18 protein-coding genes are annotated in these 19,011 nt (G+C 66.7%); 10 read left to right on the top strand and 8 right to left on the bottom strand.

Going from position 1 to position 19,011, the window contains the following annotated elements; all coding sequences use genetic code 11:
- Nucleotides 1-34: 34 nt before the first annotated feature.
- Both JAB8_RS11370 and JAB8_RS11365 read left to right on the top strand, forming a co-directional pair.
- Nucleotides 35-931 (top strand): efflux RND transporter periplasmic adaptor subunit, encoded by an 897-nt coding sequence (locus JAB8_RS11370; RefSeq protein ID WP_070289576.1) that lies wholly within the window; start codon nucleotides 35-37, stop codon nucleotides 929-931.
- Entirely contained in the window at nucleotides 928-1,839 is a 912-nt protein-coding gene (locus JAB8_RS11365) for a LysR substrate-binding domain-containing protein (RefSeq protein WP_254679499.1), read from the top strand. The genes JAB8_RS11370 and JAB8_RS11365 overlap by 4 nt, the downstream gene beginning before the upstream one ends.
- 9 nt (nucleotides 1,840-1,848) lie before the next feature.
- Here the strand turns inward: JAB8_RS11365 and JAB8_RS11360 are convergent, their stop codons facing one another.
- The 5 genes from JAB8_RS11360 to JAB8_RS11340 all read right to left on the bottom strand — a co-directional run bounded on the left by JAB8_RS11360 (nucleotide 1,849) and on the right by JAB8_RS11340 (nucleotide 6,102).
- Nucleotides 1,849-2,379, bottom strand: a complete 531-nt coding sequence (locus JAB8_RS11360) for an ester cyclase (RefSeq protein WP_070289575.1) — start codon at nucleotides 2,377-2,379, stop codon at nucleotides 1,849-1,851.
- A gap of 136 nt (nucleotides 2,380-2,515) precedes the next feature.
- Nucleotides 2,516-3,262, bottom strand: a complete 747-nt coding sequence (locus JAB8_RS11355; RefSeq protein ID WP_070289574.1) for an SDR family oxidoreductase — start codon at nucleotides 3,260-3,262, stop codon at nucleotides 2,516-2,518.
- Between the two features lie 247 nt (nucleotides 3,263-3,509).
- Nucleotides 3,510-3,734, bottom strand: a complete 225-nt coding sequence (locus JAB8_RS11350; protein WP_070219419.1) for a hypothetical protein — start codon at nucleotides 3,732-3,734, stop codon at nucleotides 3,510-3,512.
- Nucleotides 3,735-3,748: 14 nt separating this feature from the next.
- Nucleotides 3,749-4,420 (bottom strand): thiol:disulfide interchange protein DsbA/DsbL, encoded by a 672-nt coding sequence (locus JAB8_RS11345; protein ID WP_070219418.1) that lies wholly within the window; start codon nucleotides 4,418-4,420, stop codon nucleotides 3,749-3,751.
- A gap of 146 nt (nucleotides 4,421-4,566) precedes the next feature.
- Nucleotides 4,567-6,102: a TonB-dependent receptor gene (locus tag JAB8_RS11340; RefSeq protein ID WP_070289573.1), complete on the bottom strand. Its 1,536-nt coding sequence runs from the start codon at nucleotides 6,100-6,102 to the stop codon at nucleotides 4,567-4,569.
- A 223-nt stretch (nucleotides 6,103-6,325) separates the two neighbouring features.
- On the opposite strand from JAB8_RS11340, the gene JAB8_RS11335 reads away from it, so the two are divergent.
- Complete coding sequence (locus tag JAB8_RS11335) at nucleotides 6,326-8,578, top strand: M1 family metallopeptidase (RefSeq protein ID WP_071654403.1); 2,253 nt, start codon at nucleotides 6,326-6,328, stop codon at nucleotides 8,576-8,578.
- A complete protein-coding gene (locus JAB8_RS11330) occupies nucleotides 8,575-9,459 on the top strand; it encodes a hypothetical protein (RefSeq protein ID WP_070289572.1) in 885 nt (294 codons plus the stop codon). Before JAB8_RS11335 ends, JAB8_RS11330 begins: the two co-directional genes overlap by 4 nt.
- Here JAB8_RS11330 and JAB8_RS11325 read toward each other — a convergent pair whose 3' ends face one another.
- A complete protein-coding gene (locus JAB8_RS11325) occupies nucleotides 9,460-10,350 on the bottom strand; it encodes a LysR family transcriptional regulator (protein ID WP_070289571.1) in 891 nt (296 codons plus the stop codon). It lies immediately after the preceding gene.
- Nucleotides 10,351-10,462: 112 nt separating this feature from the next.
- On the opposite strand from JAB8_RS11325, the gene JAB8_RS11320 reads away from it, so the two are divergent.
- Nucleotides 10,463-11,338, top strand: coding sequence for a class III extradiol ring-cleavage dioxygenase (locus JAB8_RS11320; RefSeq protein WP_070289570.1), 876 nt, complete (start codon nucleotides 10,463-10,465; stop codon nucleotides 11,336-11,338).
- Nucleotides 11,339-11,487: 149 nt separating this feature from the next.
- On the opposite strand, the gene ylqF is transcribed toward JAB8_RS11320, so the two are convergent.
- The gene (gene ylqF / locus JAB8_RS11315; protein WP_071650173.1) at nucleotides 11,488-12,435 is read right to left on the bottom strand and encodes a ribosome biogenesis GTPase YlqF; all 948 of its coding nucleotides are present in this window, start codon (nucleotides 12,433-12,435) and stop codon (nucleotides 11,488-11,490) included.
- Nucleotides 12,436-12,693: 258 nt separating this feature from the next.
- On the opposite strand from ylqF, the gene JAB8_RS11310 reads away from it, so the two are divergent.
- A complete protein-coding gene (locus tag JAB8_RS11310) occupies nucleotides 12,694-13,434 on the top strand; it encodes a hypothetical protein (protein WP_070289569.1) in 741 nt (246 codons plus the stop codon).
- A 158-nt stretch (nucleotides 13,435-13,592) separates the two neighbouring features.
- Nucleotides 13,593-13,919 carry a hypothetical protein gene (locus tag JAB8_RS11305; protein WP_070219412.1) on the top strand — a complete coding sequence of 109 codons (327 nt, stop codon included), beginning with the start codon at nucleotides 13,593-13,595 and terminating at the stop codon, nucleotides 13,917-13,919.
- A 12-nt stretch (nucleotides 13,920-13,931) separates the two neighbouring features.
- Here JAB8_RS11305 and JAB8_RS11300 read toward each other — a convergent pair whose 3' ends face one another.
- Nucleotides 13,932-14,858, bottom strand: a complete 927-nt coding sequence (locus JAB8_RS11300) for a histone deacetylase family protein (protein WP_070219411.1) — start codon at nucleotides 14,856-14,858, stop codon at nucleotides 13,932-13,934.
- A 226-nt stretch (nucleotides 14,859-15,084) separates the two neighbouring features.
- Between JAB8_RS11300 and JAB8_RS11295 the strand changes: the two genes are divergently transcribed.
- From JAB8_RS11295 to JAB8_RS11285, 3 genes are read left to right on the top strand one after another with little or no spacing between them, the layout of a single operon-like run.
- On the top strand, nucleotides 15,085-15,993 hold the full coding sequence (locus tag JAB8_RS11295; RefSeq protein ID WP_070219410.1) for an AAA family ATPase: 909 nt from the start codon (nucleotides 15,085-15,087) through the stop codon (nucleotides 15,991-15,993).
- A gap of 5 nt (nucleotides 15,994-15,998) precedes the next feature.
- Entirely contained in the window at nucleotides 15,999-16,985 is a 987-nt protein-coding gene (locus tag JAB8_RS11290) for a DUF58 domain-containing protein (RefSeq protein ID WP_070289568.1), read from the top strand.
- Nucleotides 16,982-19,003, top strand: coding sequence for a DUF3488 and transglutaminase-like domain-containing protein (locus tag JAB8_RS11285; protein ID WP_070289567.1), 2,022 nt, complete (start codon nucleotides 16,982-16,984; stop codon nucleotides 19,001-19,003). Before JAB8_RS11290 ends, JAB8_RS11285 begins: the two co-directional genes overlap by 4 nt.
- Nucleotides 19,004-19,011: the final 8 nt, after the last annotated feature.

The raw sequence follows: 19,011 nt of genomic DNA, 5'->3' as shown, positions 1-19,011 counted from the left end.
AACTGTTCAACCCAATCAAGGAAAGGCTGCCGACATGGTAAGCAAACTGACACGCTATGCAATCACCCTGCTGCTCTTGGCAGCAGCCCTGTGGATAGGCAAGACCGTCTGGGACCGCTACATGGAGTCGCCGTGGACGCGCGACGGCCGCATCAAGGCCGACATCGTCAACATCAGCGCCGACGTGGCCGGCACCGTCACGGACGTGCTGGTGCGCGACAACCAGGTGGTGCAAAAAGGCGACGTGCTGTTCGTCGTCGACAAGGAACGCTATGCGAGCGCACTGGCCCAGGCCGACGCCGTGCTGGCCGCGCAAAAAACGGAAATGGGCCGCCGCGGCAAGGAAGCGCAGCGCCGCGCAGGCCTCGACGCCAGCATCATCTCGACGGAAAGCCGCGAAAGCGCGGCCTACGCCGCCAGCTCGGCCTCGTCGCAAGTGCAGGCCGCCGTGGCCGCGCGCGCGCTGGCGCAACTGAACCTGGAACGCACCACCGTGCGCGCCCCCGTCAGCGGCTACGTGACGAACCTGAACGTGCACAAGGGCGATTTCGCCGCCGTCGGCGCGCCCAAGCTGGCCGTCATCGACAGCGCCTCGTACTACGTCGTCGGCTACTTCGAAGAGACCAAGCTGGGCATGCTGGCGCAGGACGACAAGGCGGAAATGAATTTGATGAGCGGCGGCACCCTGCACGGCCACATCGAGAGCATCGCGCGCGGCATCACCGACCGCGACGCCGCCACGGGCCGCGAACTGCTGGCCGACGTCAATCCCACCTTCAACTGGGTGCGCCTGGCGCAGCGCGTGCCCGTGCGCATCCACATAGATGAACAAGACAGGAATCAGGTCCTGGTAGCCGGCACCACCTGCACCGTGGTGATCACGCCCCATTCGGCACCGGCGCCGAAACCAGCGGCGGCGCACCCGGCATGATGCGCGGCGGCGCCGGACGCCTGGCGGAAATCGCCCTGTTCCTCGACGCTGCGGTGCTGGGCAGCTTTTCCGCGGCCGGCCGCAAGCACGGCCTGTCGCCGGCCGCCGCCAGCGCCGCCATCGCGCGCCTGGAAACGGCGCTGGGCGCCACCCTGTTCGAGCGCACCACGCGTCAGCTGCGCCTGACGGCAGAAGGTTTGCACTACCGCCAGTACAGCGAACAGGCGCTGGACTTGCTGGCGCAGGCCGAAGACGGCTTGCACGCGGGCGGCGGCGCCGTCCGCGGCGTGGTACGCATCTCGGCGCCGTCCGACATCGGCCGCCAGCTGCTGCTGCCCATGCTCGACCGCTTTGCCGCGCTGCACCCGCAGCTGCGCCATGCGCTGACCCTGACGGACATGACGGCCAATCTGGTGCAGGACGATATCGACCTGGCCATCCGCTACGGCGAGCTGCCCGACAGCGACATGGTGGCGCGCCTGCTGCACCGGGGACGGCGCGTCGTGTGCGTGGCGCCCGCGCTGGCCGCCAAGGTGGGCGTGCCGGCCGCGCCGCGCGACCTGGCACAGCTGCCCACGCTCGTGCTCACGGCCGGCGACGGCGCGCCGCAGGAATGGCGCTATCGCGAAAACGGCAAGCGCCACAGCCTGCGCCTGCCGGGGGACTGGCACAGCAACGACGGCGAAATCATCCGCCGCTGGGCCGTGGCCGGCCATGGCTACGCCTACAAATCGCTGCTCGACATCGGCGACGACCTGCGCGCGGGGCGCTTGCAGACGGTGCTCGACGATTATTTTGCCGACAGCGTCCCCCTGAACCTGCTGTACCGGCGCAGCCGCTTCCAGCCGCCGCGCGTCGCCCTGCTGGCCGACTTCCTCGTGCAGCAGTTCGCCGCGCTGCAAGCCTGACGGCCGCCCTTACTGCGGCAGCACGCCCAGCTGGCGCAGCAAGGTCAGGTTGTCTTCCAGGTGCCAGTTGTCGCTGATGCGCCCCTGCGCATTGACACGGTACAGATCAAACGCATGGAAATCGATGGCCTGGCCCTGCCCCTGCAAGGGTCCCTGCGGCGTGGGGAAGACGCCCGTGAAGCGGCCCGTGAAATGCAGGCGCAAAGTCACCCGGTCGCCCGCTACCAGCATCTCCTCGATGTCCACCTTCAAGTCCGGCACGGCCGCGTGAAACACCTGCGACGCCTGCAGCGGGCCGGCCAATCCCTGCGGGCGGCCGGCGGGCAAGGTGCGGTCCGTAAAATCGTCGGCCAGCGCCAGGCGCGCCAGGGCCGGGTCGCCGCTTTCCCAGAACGCGGCATAGCGGCGCGCGGCCAGCGCCACCGCGGCGTCGGCTTTCGCGCCGGACAAATGGGCGGGCATGGGCAGATTGATGGCGGCATGGGCCGGCGCGGCGGCCAGCAGGGACAGGGCCAGGATGGCGGGAGCAAAAGTGGACATGGTGGTTCCAAATGAGTTGATCGGCGTGCATATGGCACACCGTCATTCTGGACTCGCTTGCCCTGCTTGATAATTGGCCCCACACTTGAAGCAATTGCTTGCCAGGGTTGAAAATAAGTTAAAAATGCGTTGAAAATCAGCGCCCGCCCGCCACGTCGAGGATACTGCCCGTCACATACGTCGCGTCCGGCCCCAGCAGGTACAGGATGGCATCGGCGATTTCTTCCGGCTGGCCGCCGCGCTGCATGGGCACGCCCGATGCCAGGCGCGCCACCCGTCCCGGTTCGCCGCCCGAGGCGTGGATGTCCGTGTAGATGATGCCGGGCCGCACGCCGTTGACGCGGATGCCTTCGGCCGCCACTTCCTTCGCCAGGCCCAGGGTCAGGGTATCGACGGCGCCTTTCGAGGCCGCGTAATCGATGTATTCGCCCGGGGAGCCGATGCGCGCGGCCACCGACGAGACATTCACGATACGCCCTCCCTGCCCGCCGTTTGCCGTCGACATGCGCCGCACGGCCTGCTGGCAACACAAAAAGTAACTGATCACGTTGGTGCGCAGCACGCGCTCGAGGCGCTGCACGGAAATCTCGGCCAGCCGGCATTTCCGCTCCAGCACGCCCACATTGTTGACCAGCGCCGTGAGCGTGCCCAGACGCGCATCGACTTCATCGAACAGGCGCGCCACGTCCGCTTCCTCGCTGACGTCGGCCTGCACGGCGATCGCTTCGCCGCCCTCGGCCACGATGCGCGCGCACAGTTCCCCGGCCGCCTGCGCATCGCGCACATAGTTGACGCAGACGGCATAGCCCTGGCGCGCCGCCAGCAGCGCCGTCGCCGCGCCGATGCCGCGGCTGCTGCCGGTAATCACGATCACTTCCTTCATTGTCCCTCCTCGATGGTTTTGGTCTCATGATACCCGCAAGCTGCAGACGTAAAAAAGCCCGCACAAAGCGGGCAGTTTGCCGATCCATCCCTCATCGTCACGACGCCGGAGAAAATCGTAGCGAGCGGCAGTGAGGCTCGGCGCCCCCTTGTGGCCAAGAAGCGCAACCGTACTTTGTACGGGGGCGCCGAGCCGGTGAGCATCGCCGGCCGCAAAGCGCGACGCGCAGTAGATTTTATCCGGCGTTCTATGACCTGAAGTGCGTCATGGCATAAGTCAGGTGCTGCCACCAGTGTTCGCGCGTCTGCACGCTGGACAGGCATTTCGCATCGACCTCGCTCTTGAACGCGGGGTCCACGCAAGCCTTGCTGGCCAGCGCATTGCGCTGGTTTTCCACGTTGACGATGGCAATCGACAACCACGCCACGAGGGCGACGGCCAGTACGCACAGGGTCCAGGGCAGCTGTTTCATGGTGTTCTCCGGTGTTACTTCTTCGCTGGCGCGGGAGCGCGCTCTTTCAGGACGCGCGCCACCAGTTCATCCATCACGCGCAGGGTCGCGGCCTGGGTTTGCGGCTCGGACTGGCCAGGACGCGACAACTGCGCCGGCGACGTCACGAAGCGGCCGTCGATGACGATGGTCGGCGCGCTGTCGATCTTGCTGGCCGCGATCAGTTGCTCGTTGCGTTTCAGCTTGGTCTGCACGCCGAAGGAATTGAACATGTCCAGGTATTTCGCCTTGTCGATGCCGTTCTTGACCAGCAGGTCGAGGATGGCGTCATCGCGGTTCAGGCGGTTGCGCTCGACGTGGATGGCGCGGAAGATCTTGTCGTGGAACTGGTCCAGCTGGCCCATCGCTTCCAGGGTGGCATAAGCGTGCGCCTGCGGATCCTTCGGACCCGAGAAGGCCAGGTGGATGCGGCGGAAGGCGATCTTGTCGCCCTGCTTCTTGACCCAGTCGTGCATCAGCGGATCGAGCGCGTAGCAATGCGGGCACGAGTACATGAAGTACTCGACCACTTCCACCTTCTTGCCCGTGTCCGTGCGCACTGGCGTCGGGAGCGTGGTAAAGCCGGTATCGGCCGCCATGGCGCCGCCGGTGGCCGCCACCAGGGTGACGGCGGCAAGCAGGGGACGCAAGAAACGCAGAAAACGCATAATAATCCTTCATCATAAGTGGTCGTGAACGGGGCGAGATTACCACTTTTTGCGCCGGGCGATGAAGCCCGGGCGGAAAAAAGGCGTTTTTGCGCGCTCCGTTTGCGCCCGATTAAGCCGCTCTTAAGCGCCGCCGTGCCCGTGCCTCAGAAATGGTAGCGCGCGGCCACGCGCAACTGGCGCGCATCGTTGAGGTAAATGCTGGAGCGGCAGCCCGGCGCATCGCCGTAATGGCGGCGGTTGGCCAGGTTGCTGCCGGCCAGCTCCAGCTCCCACGCGCCCAGCTTGCGCACGTAACGCCCGTCCACGGTGGCAAACGCAGGCACTTGCGCCAGGCAGCTGCCGGCGAAATCGGGGCCGTAACGCAGGGCGCGCAGCCATTGCACGCCCACGTCGGCACTGGCGCCGCCCTGCCCCGTCCAGTACAGGCGCAGGCTGGCCAGGGTTTTCGGCACGAGGGCGATGTCCGGGCCGTCATAGGCGTAATCGTCATAGCGCGCATGCACCTGGCGCAGCTGAGCGTCGAGGCGCCAGTCGCGCGCCAGCGCCATGCCGGCCTCGATGGCGATGCCTGCGCGGCGCGAGGGATCGAGGTTGCCCGCAAAGCCCAGCTGGCCCAGGTTCTGGTCGAAGACGATCTGGTTGCTCAGGCGCTCGCTGAACACGCGCACGGAAGCGCTGCGCGCCGCGTCGCCGTAGGTGGCGCCCACTTCCATTTCGCGCCGCAGCTGCCCCGCCAGGGGACGGTAGCCGGCGCGGGTATAGCCATCGTCATCAATGCGGTAGCTGCGCGCGGCCCTGGCGTACACGCTCAGCTGCGGGCGCAGCTGCAGGCTGCCCTGCAAGTCCCACGCATTCTGGTTTTCCCAGTCGCTGCCGCCGGCGGGCATGTCGGCCGGGTCGAACTGGAACTGTTCATGCCGCAGTCCCAGCAGCAGGCGCGGCGCATACAGGCCGCCGAAGGCCAGCTCTTCGCGCAGCAACAGCGCGCGCGAGTACTGGCGCCGCTGCGCATCGCCCGCGCGGCCCGAGCGCCGCTGCCACTGCATCAGGTCCAGGCCCACTTCCGTGTCCGTGCCCACGCCAGCCACCTTGCCGTAATGGCGCAGGCGCGGCGCCAGCTGGCGGCGGCGGCTGCTGTACGTCGATTCGATGCTGCCGTCCTCGCCCGCATAGTGGGCCGTGGCGCGCTTTTCCCGCTGCGACAGTTCCACGCCCAGCTCGAAACTGCCCACATAGCGCTGCACGAAGGCGCTGGCGCGCCGCACCTCATAGCGGTACAGGTCTTCCGGGCGGGCCGCCAGCAAGGCCAGGAACGGTGCTTCGGGCGCGGGATAGCGGGTGTCCTGCTTCAGCTGGTCGGCGCTGAAGCCGAAGCGGCCCTGGCGCAGCTTCCATTCCGCGCCGCCGTTGAAGCCGCGCTGGTGAAACACGCTGCCATCGCGGTAATTGCCATTGCGCAGGCCATCGATGGCCACGTCGAGCGACATGCCGCCCTGGTCGCGCGACAGGGCGCCGCGCATGCTGTGCTGGCCGCCCTGCGCCAGTTCGGCGGACAAATCGCCGTGCGTGACGCCGGCCGCGCCACCATCCGCGCCGTCCTGCGCGCGCGCAGGCATGGTCAGGGTGCACAAGAGCAAGATGCGCGCGGCGATGGTCAGGGCGGAAGGGGCAGGCATCATGGCGGAAAGCTGGGTGCGCTACCTGGGCGCGAACGCACGGTAGTAGGAGGATGGCAAAAGCGAATCATTATACGCACGGCGCGCGGCGCCGCAACAGCGAGCTGGGCTGCCAGCATAATCCATTGCTTATTTGTAATTTTTACAGGTATATTAACGAGCACCCGGCGATCCTGGGCGCAGCCGACTGCATTTGAAAATCAACAAGTCACTGTGGGAGTCACGCATGGAAAGTCGTAGCACGCCGCGCCGCCGCATTGTCCCCCTCGAAGGCAAGCTCAAAGCCCTTGCCATCGCTGCCCTGCTGCTGGCCGGCCTGGCCCTGCAGGCCGAGCTGTTCGCCCAGCCGGACCAGGGCAAGCCGGCCAGCGCACCCATGCCGCCGGCGCCGTCGGCCGACGGCATCGCCCTCGCTTCGCCGCATGCGGCCGCCGTGGCCACGCCCAGCGCCAGCAACGCCTGGGGCGGCGCGCGCACGGGCGCGCAAGCGACCCTGTCGGACCGCGTGGTCGACTACCAGATCGAAGCGACGCTCGATCCCGTCAAGCACACGATAGAAGGCCGGCAGAAACTGCGCTGGCGCAACCGCAGCGCGCAAGCCGTCAGCAGCGTGTACCTGCACCTGTACCTGAACGCCTTCGAGGGCGAGCATTCGACCTTTTTTACCGAGAAGCGCAAGCTCGATACGGGCTTTCGCTCGGGCGTCGGCACGCGCGACGGCGAGTGGGGCTACATGGAACTGCGCAGCGTGACGCAGAACGGCGCCAAGGCGCCCTGGCATTTCGTCCAGCCCGACAACGGCCCGGCCACCGACCGCACCGTCGTGCGCGTCGACTTGCCACAGGCCGTCGCGCCGGGCGCCGAGACGACGCTCGACATGCGCTTCTTCGACCAGCTGCCGCGCGTCATCGCGCGCACCGGCTATTTCGGCAGCTTCCACCTGGTGGGCCAGTGGTTCCCGAAGATCGCCGTGCTGGAACTGCCCGGCGAACGGGGCGCCACCGCGCCGCGCTGGAACGCGCATGAATTTCACCTCAATTCGGAGTTCTACGCCGACTTCGGCCGCTACGACGTGAAGCTGACCGTACCCAGGGAGTACACGGTGGGCGCCACCGGTGAATTGCAGGGCGCGCCGCAGGAGAAAAACGGCATGCTCACGCACCACTATGTGCAGGGCGACGTGCACGATTTCGCCTGGACGGCCGACAAGCGCAGCGCAGCGCCATTGACGGGCAGCTGGAGCGCCCCTGGCAGCCCGCCCGTGGCCATCAAGGTGCTGTACCCGCCCGAGTATGCGTCGAACGCGGCGCCCGCGCTGCAGGCGGCGAAAGACTCGCTGACATATTTCTCGCGTACCCTGGGTCCGTATCCGTACAAGACCCTGACGGTGGTGATCCCGCCGTTCAATGCGGCCGAAGCAGGCGGCATGGAATACCCGACCTTCATCACGGCCTCGAGCTTCGCCAGCCTGCAGCCGAAGACCATCGCCGGATTCGGCCTCGACTTCGTCACCATCCACGAATTCGGCCATGGCTATTTCTACGGCATCCTGGCCTCGAACGAATTCGAGGAACCGATCCTCGACGAAGGCTTGAACGAGTACTGGGACCAGCGCATGCTGCGCGCGCGCGGCCAGGACATCCACGCCACCACGCCCCTGCTCAAGCGCCTGGGCTTCGCTCCCGCCTTCAAGGTCTTCGAGGCCGAACGCATGGCCGCGCCACGCCAGGATGCGGCCGACCCGCTGGGCCAGAATGCGTGGGACCGCCTGCAGGGCGTGGGGCCCGTCTACAGCCGCACGGCCACCACCCTGCGCGACCTGGAAGCGCGCATCGGCAGCGAGGCCATGGAACGGGGCTTCAAGGCCTATTACGAACAATGGAAATTCCGCCACCCCAGCGTGGCCGACCTGCGCGAAGCGCTGGCCGAGGCGACGGGCCAGCGGCGCATCGTGGAACAGGTCTTCGCGCAGCAAGTCCATGCCAGCGCGAATATCGACGACCGCATCGGCAGCTTCACTAGCGAAGAGCAGACGCCGCTGGCCGGCCTGGCGCTGGTGAACGGCAAGCGCGTGGAACGCACGTCCGAGGCGCTGGAACAAGAAGAGGACAAGGTGCGCGAAGCGTGGGACAAGGCGCACCCGGACGCCAAGCCCGGCACGGGACCGTATCCCTATCTGACCAGCGTGGTGCTGCGCCGCCGCGGCGCGCCCGTGCCGCAGGTACTGCTGGTGAAATTCGCCGACGGCAGTTCCGAACGCGTGGTGTGGGACAACGACCAGCTGTGGCAGCGCTACACCTGGAGCAAGCCCGTGAAGGCCGTCTCGGCCGAACTCGATCCCGACCGCGTGCACTACCTCGACGTCAACAAGCTCGATGACAGCCGCACCCTGAAAGCCGATACGTCCGCCGCGCGGCGCTGGAGCCTCGATATCGCCGCCGCCTTCCAATACCTGCTTTCCCTGATCGCCATCGTATGAGCGCCACTTCCACGCCACGGGCCAGCGGCCTGACCCTGACCACGCGCGCCAGCCGCGCCGCCCTGCAATGGCGCTTGCTGCTGCTGTGGGCCGGCCTGCTGCTGATCCCGACCATCGTTGCCGTCATTCCCGTCTGGCGCACCTTGAGCGCCAGCCTCGACCAGGCCGTGCATGCGGCAGCGCTGGCACAGCGGCTCGACCTGATGACGTTGGCCGACCTGGCCGCCAATGCCAGCCGCAACGGGGCCGCCATCAGCCAGGCCGCCATCGCCGCCATCGTCCTGACCCTGCTGCTGTCGCCGCTGCTGAGCGGCCTGGTGGTGACGGCCGCGCGCGCCCCCGCGCCACCCGGCTTCGGTGCCCTGCTGACCGGCGCCTTCAGCGAATACGGCCGCATGCTGCGCATGCTGTTGTGGAGCATCGTGCCGCTGGGCGTGGCACTGGCGATCGGCGCCGGCGCGCTGAAACTGGCCGACAGGCATGCGGCGACAGCCATCCTGGAAGCCGACGCCGACCTGGCCCGTCACCTGGCCTTGCTGCTCGCAGGCGTGCTGTTCCTGCTGGCCTGCGCCACGCTCGACGCGGGCCGCGCGGCGCTGGCCGTCGACCGGCGCCGCACGTCGGCCGTCAAGGCCTGGTGGCGGGGTCTGGGCATGCTGCGCCGGCGTCCGCTGGCCTGCCTGGCCATCTACCTCGTCATCACCGTGCTGGGACTGGCGCTGTATGCGCTGCTGGGCGTGGCACGGCTGAACCTGGCCGGCCCCGGTCCGCTGGCCATCGCGGCCGGCTTGCTGGTCACGCAGCTGGCGGCGCTGGTGCTGGCGTGGATGCGCAGCGCGCGCCTGTTCGCGCTGATCGACGTCAGGCGTTCAATCGCCTAGTCAGGCCCCCAGGCGCCCTTCATCGGCGAGGAAGTCGATGAAGGTGCGCACCTTCGAGGACAGGTAGCGGCGGCTCGTATAGACGGCGTACACCTTGCCGCCCGCCAGCTTGAAATCGTCGAAGAGGCGCACCAGCCGCCCCGCCGCCAGGTCGTCATCCGTCTGCCACGACGGCAGCAGGGCGATGCCCATGCCGTCGAGCGCGGCCGCGTGCAGCAGGCTTTCGTTATTGCATTGCAGCACGGGCGTAAACTTCACCGTCTCGCGTCCCTGCGGCCCGTCGAAGGCCAGCTCATTGCCGTTCGCCAACAAGGAATAGCTGATCATGGCGTGCTGCGTGAGGTCTTGCGGCAGCTGCGGCCGGCCCGCGCGCGCCAGGTAGGCGGGCGCGGCCACCAGGTGAAAGGCAATGCTGCCGATGGGCCGCGCGATCAGGGCCGGCGACGGCGCCTGGCTCACGCGCAGGGCCAGGTCGAAACCTTCTTCCACCAGGTTGACCACTCTCCCGCTCAAATCGATGTCGAACGTGACTTCCGGGAAGCGCTCGCGGTAAGCCACCAGGGTGCGCGTAAAGATGGCGTTGGCGAACCAGACAGGGGCACTCAGGCGCAGCATGCCGCGCGGCACCACCGTCGTGCGGCCCACGGTCGCTTCCACTTCGTCGAGGTTGTCGAGCATGTCGCGGCACTGTTCGAAGTACACCTTGCCGATTTCCGTCAGGCTCAGGTGGCGGCTGCTGCGGTTCAGCAGGCGCGCGCCCAGGTGGCGTTCCAGGTGCATCACGTGCTTGCTGACCATGGCCGGCGACAGATCGAGGCGCTCGCTGGCGCGCACAAAACTGTCCAGCTCCACCACGGCGCGAAACACGCGCATGCTGCGCAAGGTATCCATGACTGCCCCATCATCAACAAAATGGAAATGATATATCAATAATTGCGATCTTGATCAACTGAGCGCGCATGACTATCATCGATAGCATCAGTCATTCCACTGCGGAGCCGCCATGCAAGAGCACACCTTCCCCACCTATTTCCTGTCGCACGGCGGTGGCCCGTGGCCGTTCATGAAAGACCAGTTCGGCGGCCGCTACGACGTGCTGGAAGCGTCGTTGCAGGATATCCCGCGCCAGATCGGCGCGCGTCCGAAAGCCGTGCTGGTGGTCACGGCGCACTGGGAAGGGCCGCAATTTCTCGTCTCGGCCAGCCCCAAGCCGGGCATGATCTACGATTATTCGGGCTTTCCGCCGCACACCTATCAAATCCAGTACCCGGCGCCTGGCGCGCCGGAGCTGGCGGCGCAGGTAAAACAGTTGCTCGATGCGGCTGGCCACCCGGCACGCCTCGACCACGAGCGCGGCTTCGACCACGGCACCTTCAGCGCCCTGTTCCCCATCTACCCGCAGGCGGACGTGCCGCTGGTGCAGCTGTCGCTCAAGCACGGCTACGACCCGCTGACGCACGTCGAGGTGGGCCGCGCGCTGGCCGGCCTGCGCCGGCAAGGCGTGCTGATCGTCGGCAGCGGCCTGAGTTACCACAACCTGCGCCAGTTCGGCCAGGCGGGCGCCGTCGCCTCGCATCAGTTCGACGCGTGGCTGCGCCAGACCATGGCCTTGCCGCCGGCACAGCGGCTGCAACAGTTGCTGGCCTGGGACCGGGCCCCGGGCGCGCGCCAGGCCCACCCGCAAGAAGACCATCTGCTGCCGCTGATGGTGGCGCTCGGCGCGGCCGAGCAGGAAGCGGCCCACGTCGTCTACCACGAAGAGGATTTCTTTGGGGCGCTGGCCGTGACCAGTTTCAGGTTCGGGGCGGCGAGCGGAAATGAGCAGCAAGCCGGGGTCAGACCCTCAACACCGCTAACGGCTGGTTCAGCGTCAACGTAACCGGGGGTCTGACCCCAGAATTTGCTTTGGAGTGAATTCGGAAGCCGGGGTCAGACCCGCAACACCGCCAACGGCAGGTTCGACGCCTACGTCACCGGGGGTCTGACACCAGAATTTAAAAAAGCCGCTAGCTAGCGGCTTTTGTTTCATTACGTGCCGCGCTTGCCCCGCGCCGCATTTTTCGCTTTTTCAGCGGCAATTTCCGCCGCCTTCGCCGCTTTTTCCGCCATTTCGGCCGCATGCTGGGCCATCAGGGCCGCGCGCGTGTCCGGCGTTTCCAGCGAGATGCGGCCCAGGATGCCGCTGCGGTAGTCGAGCAGCAGGGTGTGCGAGGCTTTCTCGAAATCGTAGTCGCCGCCCTTGATGCGGAAGCCGCGTTTGGCGGCGATGCCCTCGACCACGCCGATGGCGTCGACTTCGCCGATCTTGGTGCCGTAGCGGGTTGCCAGCAAGTCGGGGTAGCGCTTGAGCAATTCCTCGGCCAGGAAGACGGCCACTTCCTCTTCGATCAGCGCGTTCGAGCCGATCGCGTGGCTGGCCGCCAGCATCAGGCCGTCGCTGGGGATGGCGATCTTCGGCCACAGCATGCCTGGCGTGTCGACGAGAATGGTGTTCTTGTCCAGGTACAGCTTTTGCTGCATTTTCGTCACGGCCGGCTCGTCGCCGACCTTGGCCACGCGTTTTTTCAGCAGCGCGTTCATCAGCGTCGACTTGCCCACGTTGGGAATACCCATGATCATGATGCGCAGCGGCTTGGTCGGCACGCCACGGTGCGGCGCCAGCGACTTGGCCAGGTCCGGGATGCGCGCCACGTCGCCCGGCTTCTTGGTCGTCATCGCATACGCGGTCACGCCTTCCTGGGCATTGAAATAGGCCACCCAGGCGGCGGTGGCGGCAGGGTCGGCCAGGTCGGTCTTGTTGAGGATTTTCAGGCAAGGGCGCTGGCGGAACAGGCGCAGCTCGTCCACCATGGGATTGCAGCTGGCTGCCGGCAGGCGCGCGTCCACCACTTCAATCACCAGATCGGTGTTTTCCATGGTTTCGGCCGCTTTCTTGCGGGCCGCGTTCATGTGTCCTGGGTACCATTGTATCGCCATGCTCTTGCTTTCAAAATCGTTCGGTCAATCCGCTATTTTACGTGGTTGCCGGCGCGACGTCCCATTTTCCGCCGCCAGCGCCAGCCGTGCGACGCGAACGAGACAATTGGTGATAATTTGGCAGTTACACGAATGATAATATCCGCAGTCCGTCCAGCCTGGCCGGTTTCCACATTGCAAGTACAACCTGGCACGCCTTCCATGCATCTTCCCCGTTTTCTCCTCCTCGTCCCCCTTTGCGCCTGTCTGCTATCCGCCATGGCCCAGGAACAAGCGGCGGCGCCAGGCGACGCAGCGAACCAGGAAATACAACAGATTGTCGACGTGCAAGGCACGCGCGATCCCGACCTGCGCCCCTACCGCACCATGCTCAAGGGACTTGACGCGTACGCCGACTACCAGCGCCTGGCGCCAGGCGCGCCGCTGCGCTTCATGCTGATCCCCGCCACGCCGAAGGCCAGGCTCGAAGGCGTGACCCTGCACCTGTCGGCCGACAATCTGTCCATCCCCGTGCCGCTGGCAGCGGACGGCGGTTTCACCTTGACGCGCGACAAGACCGCCTACGATGCAAATGCCGACCTGGTCAGCAACAAGAAGCGCGACACCGTGCGCTGGCGCGCCGACATTCACACGCCGGGCCTGCCCCAGAACGTGCGCCGCCTGGGCGACTTGCGCCTGGAATGCGAAATCCGCTGGGCCGTCGAGCAGGATGACCTGCCGTTTGTGCGGCGCAACCTGTTCCGTCTGGCGGGCGGGCCTTGCCACTCGTCGCTGATCCACGTGCCGTTTCCCGTATTCCGCAAGCTGCTTGCCGTGCAGGCGCGCTCGGGCGAGCGCACGCTGGACATCCGCATCACGGAAGACCGCCAGCGCTACGTGCCGCCGCTGCATGACGTGAGCTGGGACGACAATACCCTGCTGACCCTCACGTATGCCGATGACGGCAACATGGCGGAAGCCGCCCCGGCACCACCCAAGAAGGCGGCGCTGCGCCAGTGATACGCGCGCGGGAACCGGGTCAAATATTTCTACGCGGACTTTTATATTTACTGAAAGAAACAAAAAAGTATGCTCTAATATCGCCTCTTAAATGAAAAGCAATGTTTTCCGGACTGGCTGGCACAGGCGCACGGAGACAGGCGATGGGATAGCTCGATATGATGATGGAACACACTGGCATGGCGCCCAAGCGCGTGCCGCGCAATGACTGGAAGAAGGAATGCAGGCAGCTGCAGGGGCAAGTGGCGCAGCTCGAGGAGCGCTTGAAACGTCAGAGCGCCGACAGTTATGGCTTGCAAATGCTGTATGACCAACTGGTCAATGAAATCAAGCACCACCGCGACATGTTGCAGCTCGACAGCTTCGATGCGGATAAATCATCGCTTGTCTACACGCAAGCATGGCGCCGCTTCATGGCCGGCGACGCGCTCGACTATCAGACCCACCGCCACACGCATTCCAGCCGCCGTCCCACCTTGCTGTAGTGCGTTGCGCCGTTACAGTTCCGCCAGCGCCTTCACGTGCGCCGCCACGCTGCGGCCCAGGGACGACAGGTTGTAGCCCCCTTCGAGACAGCTGACGATGCGGCCCTTGCCATACTGATGGGCCACGGCCATCATCTGCTGCGTCATCCACGTGTAGTCGGCCTCCACCAGGCCCATGCCGCCCACGTCGTCTTCGCGGTGGGCATCGAAACCGGCGGAAATGAAAATCATCTGCGGCTGTTGCCGGTGCAGCGCCGGCAGCCAGTGGTCGAGCACCAGCTGGCGCACGGCATCGCCCTTCGAGCGGGCCGGCACGGGCACGTTGACGCGCGTGTCCGTGTAGGATTCCACATCGCTGTACGGATAGAACGGGTGCTGGAAAAAACTCACCATCAGGATGCGCGGGTCGTGCGCCACGGACTCGGCCGTGCCATTACCATGGTGCACGTCGAAGTCGACGATGGCGACGCGCTCGAGGCCACGCACGTCGAGCGCATGCTTGGCGGCGATGGCGACATTATTGAACAGGCAGAAACCCATCGGTTCGCTGGGCCGCGCATGGTGGCCGGGCGGGCGGATCGCGCAGAAGGCGTTGCTGATCTCGCCATCGATGACGGCATCCGTGGCTGCCACGGCCGAGCCGGCCGCAGCCAGTGCCGCCTCGTAGCTGTGCGCGTTGAGCAGGGTGTCGCCGTCGAGCGGATAGTAATCGCCCTCCTGCGGCACATTGTCGCGCACCAGGCCGATGGCCGTGGCACTGTGGTTGCGCTCGATATCGGACAATTGCGCGCGCACGCCGTCGCGATGCTCGACCAGGTCGCTGATGTGCGCAAGGATCAATTGATCGTTGATGGCCTGCAAGCGGGCCGGTGATTCTGGGTGCCAGTCGCCCATTTCATGGCGCTGGCAATCGGGATGGGTATAAATGGCTGTGCTCATGCGCTGTACTGGTTACCTCTGTCTCTGTCCATTCTCCGGGAACACTGCATGGCATTCCTGTTCGCCCTGCGCGTTCTCGCATAAAATCACTGGCTGGTCTGTGCCGCCCTTGGCGTCCTTGCTGCCTCTCTAATCTACCACGTGCGCGCAACGGGCGGGCGGCACGACTTGACCTGGCCAAAGCGATTGTAAATTAAATAATCCGACTTACTGTGATAGAAATAGCATGTTTTCGAAAATACACCAGGCCGCACAGCAGATCGGCGAAGTTCTCGTCGGCAAACACTTGCAGATCCGCCAGGCCCTCGCCTGCGTGCTGGCCGGCGGCCACCTGCTGATCGAAGACGTGCCCGGCGTGGGCAAGACAACCCTGGCCCATGCGCTGGCCATCTCGCTGGGCCTGCAATGGAAGCGCCAGCAATTCACCAGCGACCTGCTGCCCGCCGATGTGGCCGGCATGAGCGTGTATGACCGGGGCAGCGGCAGCTTCCTCTTTCATCCCGGCCCCCTGTTCACGCAAGTGCTGCTGGCCGACGAGATCAACCGCGCCACGCCGAAGACGCAATCGGGGCTGCTCGAAGCGATGGAGGAGCGGCAAGTGACGCTCGACGGCGTCACGCATGCGCTGCCGCAGCCGTTTTTCGTCATCGCCACGCAGAACTGCGCGCACCAGCTGGGCACCTTCCCCCTGCCCGAATCGCAGCTCGACCGTTTTCTCATGTGCGTCACCCTGGGCTACCCCGATGCGGCCGCGGAAAGGGCGCTGCTGCTGGGCGCCGACCGCCGCGCCATGCTGCACACCTTGCCTGCCGTCATGAACGCGGAAGAATTGCTGCAGGCGCAAGCGGGCCTGCGCGCCATCCACGCCTCGGCCGCCGTCGTCGACTACGTGCTGGCCCTCGTGCATGCCACGCGCGCGCCGGGCGTGTTTGCCGATGGCCTGAGCCCGCGCGCCGCGCTGGCCCTGCTGCAGGCGGCGCGCGCCTGGGCCGCGCTGGCCGGACGCGACCACGTCACGCCCGACGATGTGCAAGCCGTGCTGCTGCCCGTCTGCGCCCACCGCCTGCATGCGGCGCAAGGCTCGCTGGATAGCCGCGCGCTGCTGCAGCACATGCTGTTGAGCATTCCCGTCTGAGCGGCATGCGCTGGCGCAATATCTCTTGGCTGCCGGCGCGTCCCTGGCTGGGCGCGCAGCGCGTGCACATCCGCCCTTCGCGCGCGGGCCTGGCGTTTGCCGCGCTGCTGCTGGCGCTGTGGATCGCCGCCGTCAATTACCGCCTGGGCCTCGGTTATGCGCTCACGTATTTCGCCGCCGCCTGCGCCATCGCCGACATGCTGTTTGCCAGCCGCAACCTGGCGGGCCTGGCCTTGGCCGCCACGCCGGGCAACCCCGTGTTCGCGGGCAGCCACGCCTTGTTCACCTTGCGCCTGATCAACCGCAGCGCGCGCCCGCGCCATGCGATCCACCTTGCCATCAGCGGTGTAGAGGCAGCGCCCAGCTTGGCCGACATCGCCGCCCACGGGGAAGCGGCCGTCAGCATCGTCGTGGCGGCGCCGCAGCGGGGATGGCTCGATGCACCCTCCGTGCGCCTGTCCGGCAGTTTTCCGCTGGGCCTGTTTGTGGCATGGTGCCACTGGCAGCCCGACGCGCGCGTGCTCGTGTATCCGCAGCCAGAACAGGGCGCGCCGCCGCTGCCCTTGCCTGCCTTCACGGTGCAGCAGGCAAAGCAGGCACGGCAGCCAGACCCGCCCGATGGCACCTTGGAACTGGCCGGCGTGCGCGCCTACCGGCCAGGCGATCCCTTGCACCGCCTGGCCTGGCGCCAGATCGCCCGCCACGACGGCGAGCACGTATTCAGCAAGCAATTCCAGCCTGCCGCCGGCGCGCCGGCAGGCGCATCCCATGGCAGCATCGTGTTCGAGCACGCCTCGCTGCACGCGCTGGCGCCGGAAGCGCGCCTGTCGCGCCTGGCCGCCTGGGTGCTGCAGGCGGAACGCACGGGCTTGCCATATGGCTTGCGCCTGGGCGCGCTGACCTTGGCACCGGCCCTGGGCGCCAGCCAGCGCGACGCCTGTTTGCGCGCACTGGCCCTGCACGACTCACCTCCCAGCAAGGAGTCACCATGATCCGCTGGTTCAACAGCTTGCCGCGCGAGAAAGCCGACATTGTGCTGCTGTTGCTGGCGGCCGCCATGGTGCTGGCTCCGCACGCGCTGCACCTGCCCCCATGGCTGTCGATGGCAAGCGCCGCCCTGCTGCTGTGGCGCGCCGTCATTACCGTGCGGGGCAGGCGCCAGCCGCAGCTAACCCTGCTTGCGCCGCTGGCCCTGTTCGGCATCGCCGGCGTCTACGCCAGCTATGGCACCGTGCTGGGACGCGATCCCGGCGTGGCCATGCTGGCCCTGCTGCTGGCCTTGAAGTCGCTGGAAATGCATGGCCGGCGCGACATCTTCGTCTTCGTCTTCCTCAGTTTTTTCCTTCTGCTGGCGAACTTTTTCCATACGCAAGGCATCCTCAGCGCTGCCTGGATGCTGGCCACCGTCATCGTCCTGCTGGCCGCCCTGCTGTCGGCCCAGTACGGCGCCGTGCAGCCCCGCCTGGCGCAACGGTTAAATTTGCTGGGGCGCATGCTGGCACTGGCCGTCCCCCTGTCGGCCGTCATGTTTCTTGCCGTGCCGCGCGTCGACGGCCCCCTGTGGGGCGCCGCACCAGAAGACGCGCAGGCACGCACGGGCTTGTCCGACAGCATGCAGCCGGGCGCCATCGCCTCGCTGGCCCTGTCAAGCGACCCTGTCTTTACGGCCCGTTTCAGCACGCCGATCCCGCCGCAAGACCAGCTGTATTGGCGCGGCGTGGTGCTGGGCGACTTCGACGGCGCCACCTGGACGCGCAGGGGCGCAGGCAGGCGCCCGACTGCCGGCGACAGCCGCATCGACATCGCGCTGCAAGGCCAGCCCAGCCAATACGAAGTCACCTTGCAGGCGAGCGGCCAGCGGCGCATCTTCGCGCTTGACGTGCCGCGCAGCATCGAACGCTTGCCCGGCAACCCGTATGTCGTGTCGTCGGCGCTGGAAGTGCTGACCATACAGCCCATTACTTCGACCGTGCGTTACCGCGCCAGTTCCCAAGCGCGCTACCGGCTGCAGGCCGGCTTGTCGGCCGCGCAGCAACAGCCATGGCTGGCCTTGCCCGCTGGCAGCAATCCGCGCAGCGTGGCCTGGGCCCGCGCCCTGCGCGGCAGCGGCGCGCATGCGCTGGCGCCCGCCGACGCCATCGCCGCCGTGCTCGATCACTTCCGCCGCGCGCCCTTCCGCTACACCCTGCAACCGCCGCTGCTGGGCAAGCATGGCGTCGACGACTTCCTGTTTCGCACGCAGGCGGGCTTTTGCGAACATTACGCGGGCAGCTTTGTCGTGCTGATGCGCGCCATGGGCATTCCCGCGCGCGTCGTCACCGGTTACCAGGGCGGCGCACGCAACAGTGACGGCGCCAGCCTGACGGTGCGCCAGTCCGACGCCCACGCCTGGAGCGAAGTGTGGCTGGCGGGCCGGGGCTGGGTGCGCATCGATCCCACTGGCGCCGTCGCGCCCCTGCGCACGGAACGCAGCCTTGACGCCGCCCTGCCGCCGCCCCCGTCGCCGCTGACGGCGTGGCGCGCCCTGGCCGGCCTCGACGGCGGCGCGCACGGGGCGCTTGCCGCCTGGCGCCAGCAATGGCAGCAGGCCGAGCACGCCTGGAGCAGCTGGGTGCTCGACACCACGACACAACGCCAGCGCGCCATGCTCGATCACTTGAAAAACTTGCCAGCGAAGCAGCTGGCAGTCGCTTGCGCCGTGCTGGCCGTGCTGTCCGCCGTGGCCGGTGGACTGGTCTGGTGGCGGCAGGCGCGGCAAGGCGATCCGCTCGACGCCCTGTACGCACAATTTTGCCGCCAGCAGGCGCGGCGCGGCTACAGCCGTGCGCCGCATGAAGGTCCGCACGGCTATGCTGCACGGTTGGCCGCAGGCAAGGCCACACAAGAGGCGCACGCCGCCATCGCACAGTTTCTGGCAATCTATGCCGCGATGAAGTATGGTAATGCCCACCCAGACGAACAACTCCGCGCGCGGCGCAGCTTGCGCCGCCTGTTAACCCAATGCCGATGAGACGCTCC

Source organism: Janthinobacterium sp. HH106, assembly GCF_001758725.1.
Taxonomy (GTDB): Bacteria; Pseudomonadota; Gammaproteobacteria; order Burkholderiales; family Burkholderiaceae_D; genus Janthinobacterium.
The sequence above is the reverse complement of the archived record's forward strand: the minus strand, read 5'-3'. Positions and strand labels throughout refer to the sequence as shown.

Excerpts from the sequence above, each read along its gene's own strand:
- JAB8_RS11310 (WP_070289569.1), top strand. The coding sequence starts at position 12,694 with ATGGCCCAGGAACAAGCGGCGGCGCCAGGCGACGCAGCGAACCAGGAA.
- JAB8_RS11295 (WP_070219410.1), top strand. The coding sequence starts at position 15,085 with ATGTTTTCGAAAATACACCAGGCCGCACAGCAGATCGGCGAAGTTCTC.
- JAB8_RS11305 (WP_070219412.1), top strand. The coding sequence starts at position 13,593 with ATGATGATGGAACACACTGGCATGGCGCCCAAGCGCGTGCCGCGCAAT.
- JAB8_RS11285 (WP_070289567.1), top strand. The coding sequence starts at position 16,982 with ATGATCCGCTGGTTCAACAGCTTGCCGCGCGAGAAAGCCGACATTGTG.
- JAB8_RS11340 (WP_070289573.1), bottom strand. The coding sequence starts at position 6,102 with ATGATGCCTGCCCCTTCCGCCCTGACCATCGCCGCGCGCATCTTGCTC.
- ylqF (WP_071650173.1), bottom strand. The coding sequence starts at position 12,435 with ATGGCGATACAATGGTACCCAGGACACATGAACGCGGCCCGCAAGAAA.
- JAB8_RS11365 (WP_254679499.1), top strand. The coding sequence starts at position 928 with ATGATGCGCGGCGGCGCCGGACGCCTGGCGGAAATCGCCCTGTTCCTC.
- JAB8_RS11320 (WP_070289570.1), top strand. The coding sequence starts at position 10,463 with ATGCAAGAGCACACCTTCCCCACCTATTTCCTGTCGCACGGCGGTGGC.
- JAB8_RS11290 (WP_070289568.1), top strand. The coding sequence starts at position 15,999 with ATGCGCTGGCGCAATATCTCTTGGCTGCCGGCGCGTCCCTGGCTGGGC.
- JAB8_RS11335 (WP_071654403.1), top strand. The coding sequence starts at position 6,326 with ATGGAAAGTCGTAGCACGCCGCGCCGCCGCATTGTCCCCCTCGAAGGC.
- JAB8_RS11325 (WP_070289571.1), bottom strand. The coding sequence starts at position 10,350 with ATGGATACCTTGCGCAGCATGCGCGTGTTTCGCGCCGTGGTGGAGCTG.
- JAB8_RS11360 (WP_070289575.1), bottom strand. The coding sequence starts at position 2,379 with ATGTCCACTTTTGCTCCCGCCATCCTGGCCCTGTCCCTGCTGGCCGCC.
- JAB8_RS11330 (WP_070289572.1), top strand. The coding sequence starts at position 8,575 with ATGAGCGCCACTTCCACGCCACGGGCCAGCGGCCTGACCCTGACCACG.
- JAB8_RS11370 (WP_070289576.1), top strand. The coding sequence starts at position 35 with ATGGTAAGCAAACTGACACGCTATGCAATCACCCTGCTGCTCTTGGCA.
- JAB8_RS11350 (WP_070219419.1), bottom strand. The coding sequence starts at position 3,734 with ATGAAACAGCTGCCCTGGACCCTGTGCGTACTGGCCGTCGCCCTCGTG.
- JAB8_RS11345 (WP_070219418.1), bottom strand. The coding sequence starts at position 4,420 with ATGCGTTTTCTGCGTTTCTTGCGTCCCCTGCTTGCCGCCGTCACCCTG.
- JAB8_RS11300 (WP_070219411.1), bottom strand. The coding sequence starts at position 14,858 with ATGAGCACAGCCATTTATACCCATCCCGATTGCCAGCGCCATGAAATG.
- JAB8_RS11355 (WP_070289574.1), bottom strand. The coding sequence starts at position 3,262 with ATGAAGGAAGTGATCGTGATTACCGGCAGCAGCCGCGGCATCGGCGCG.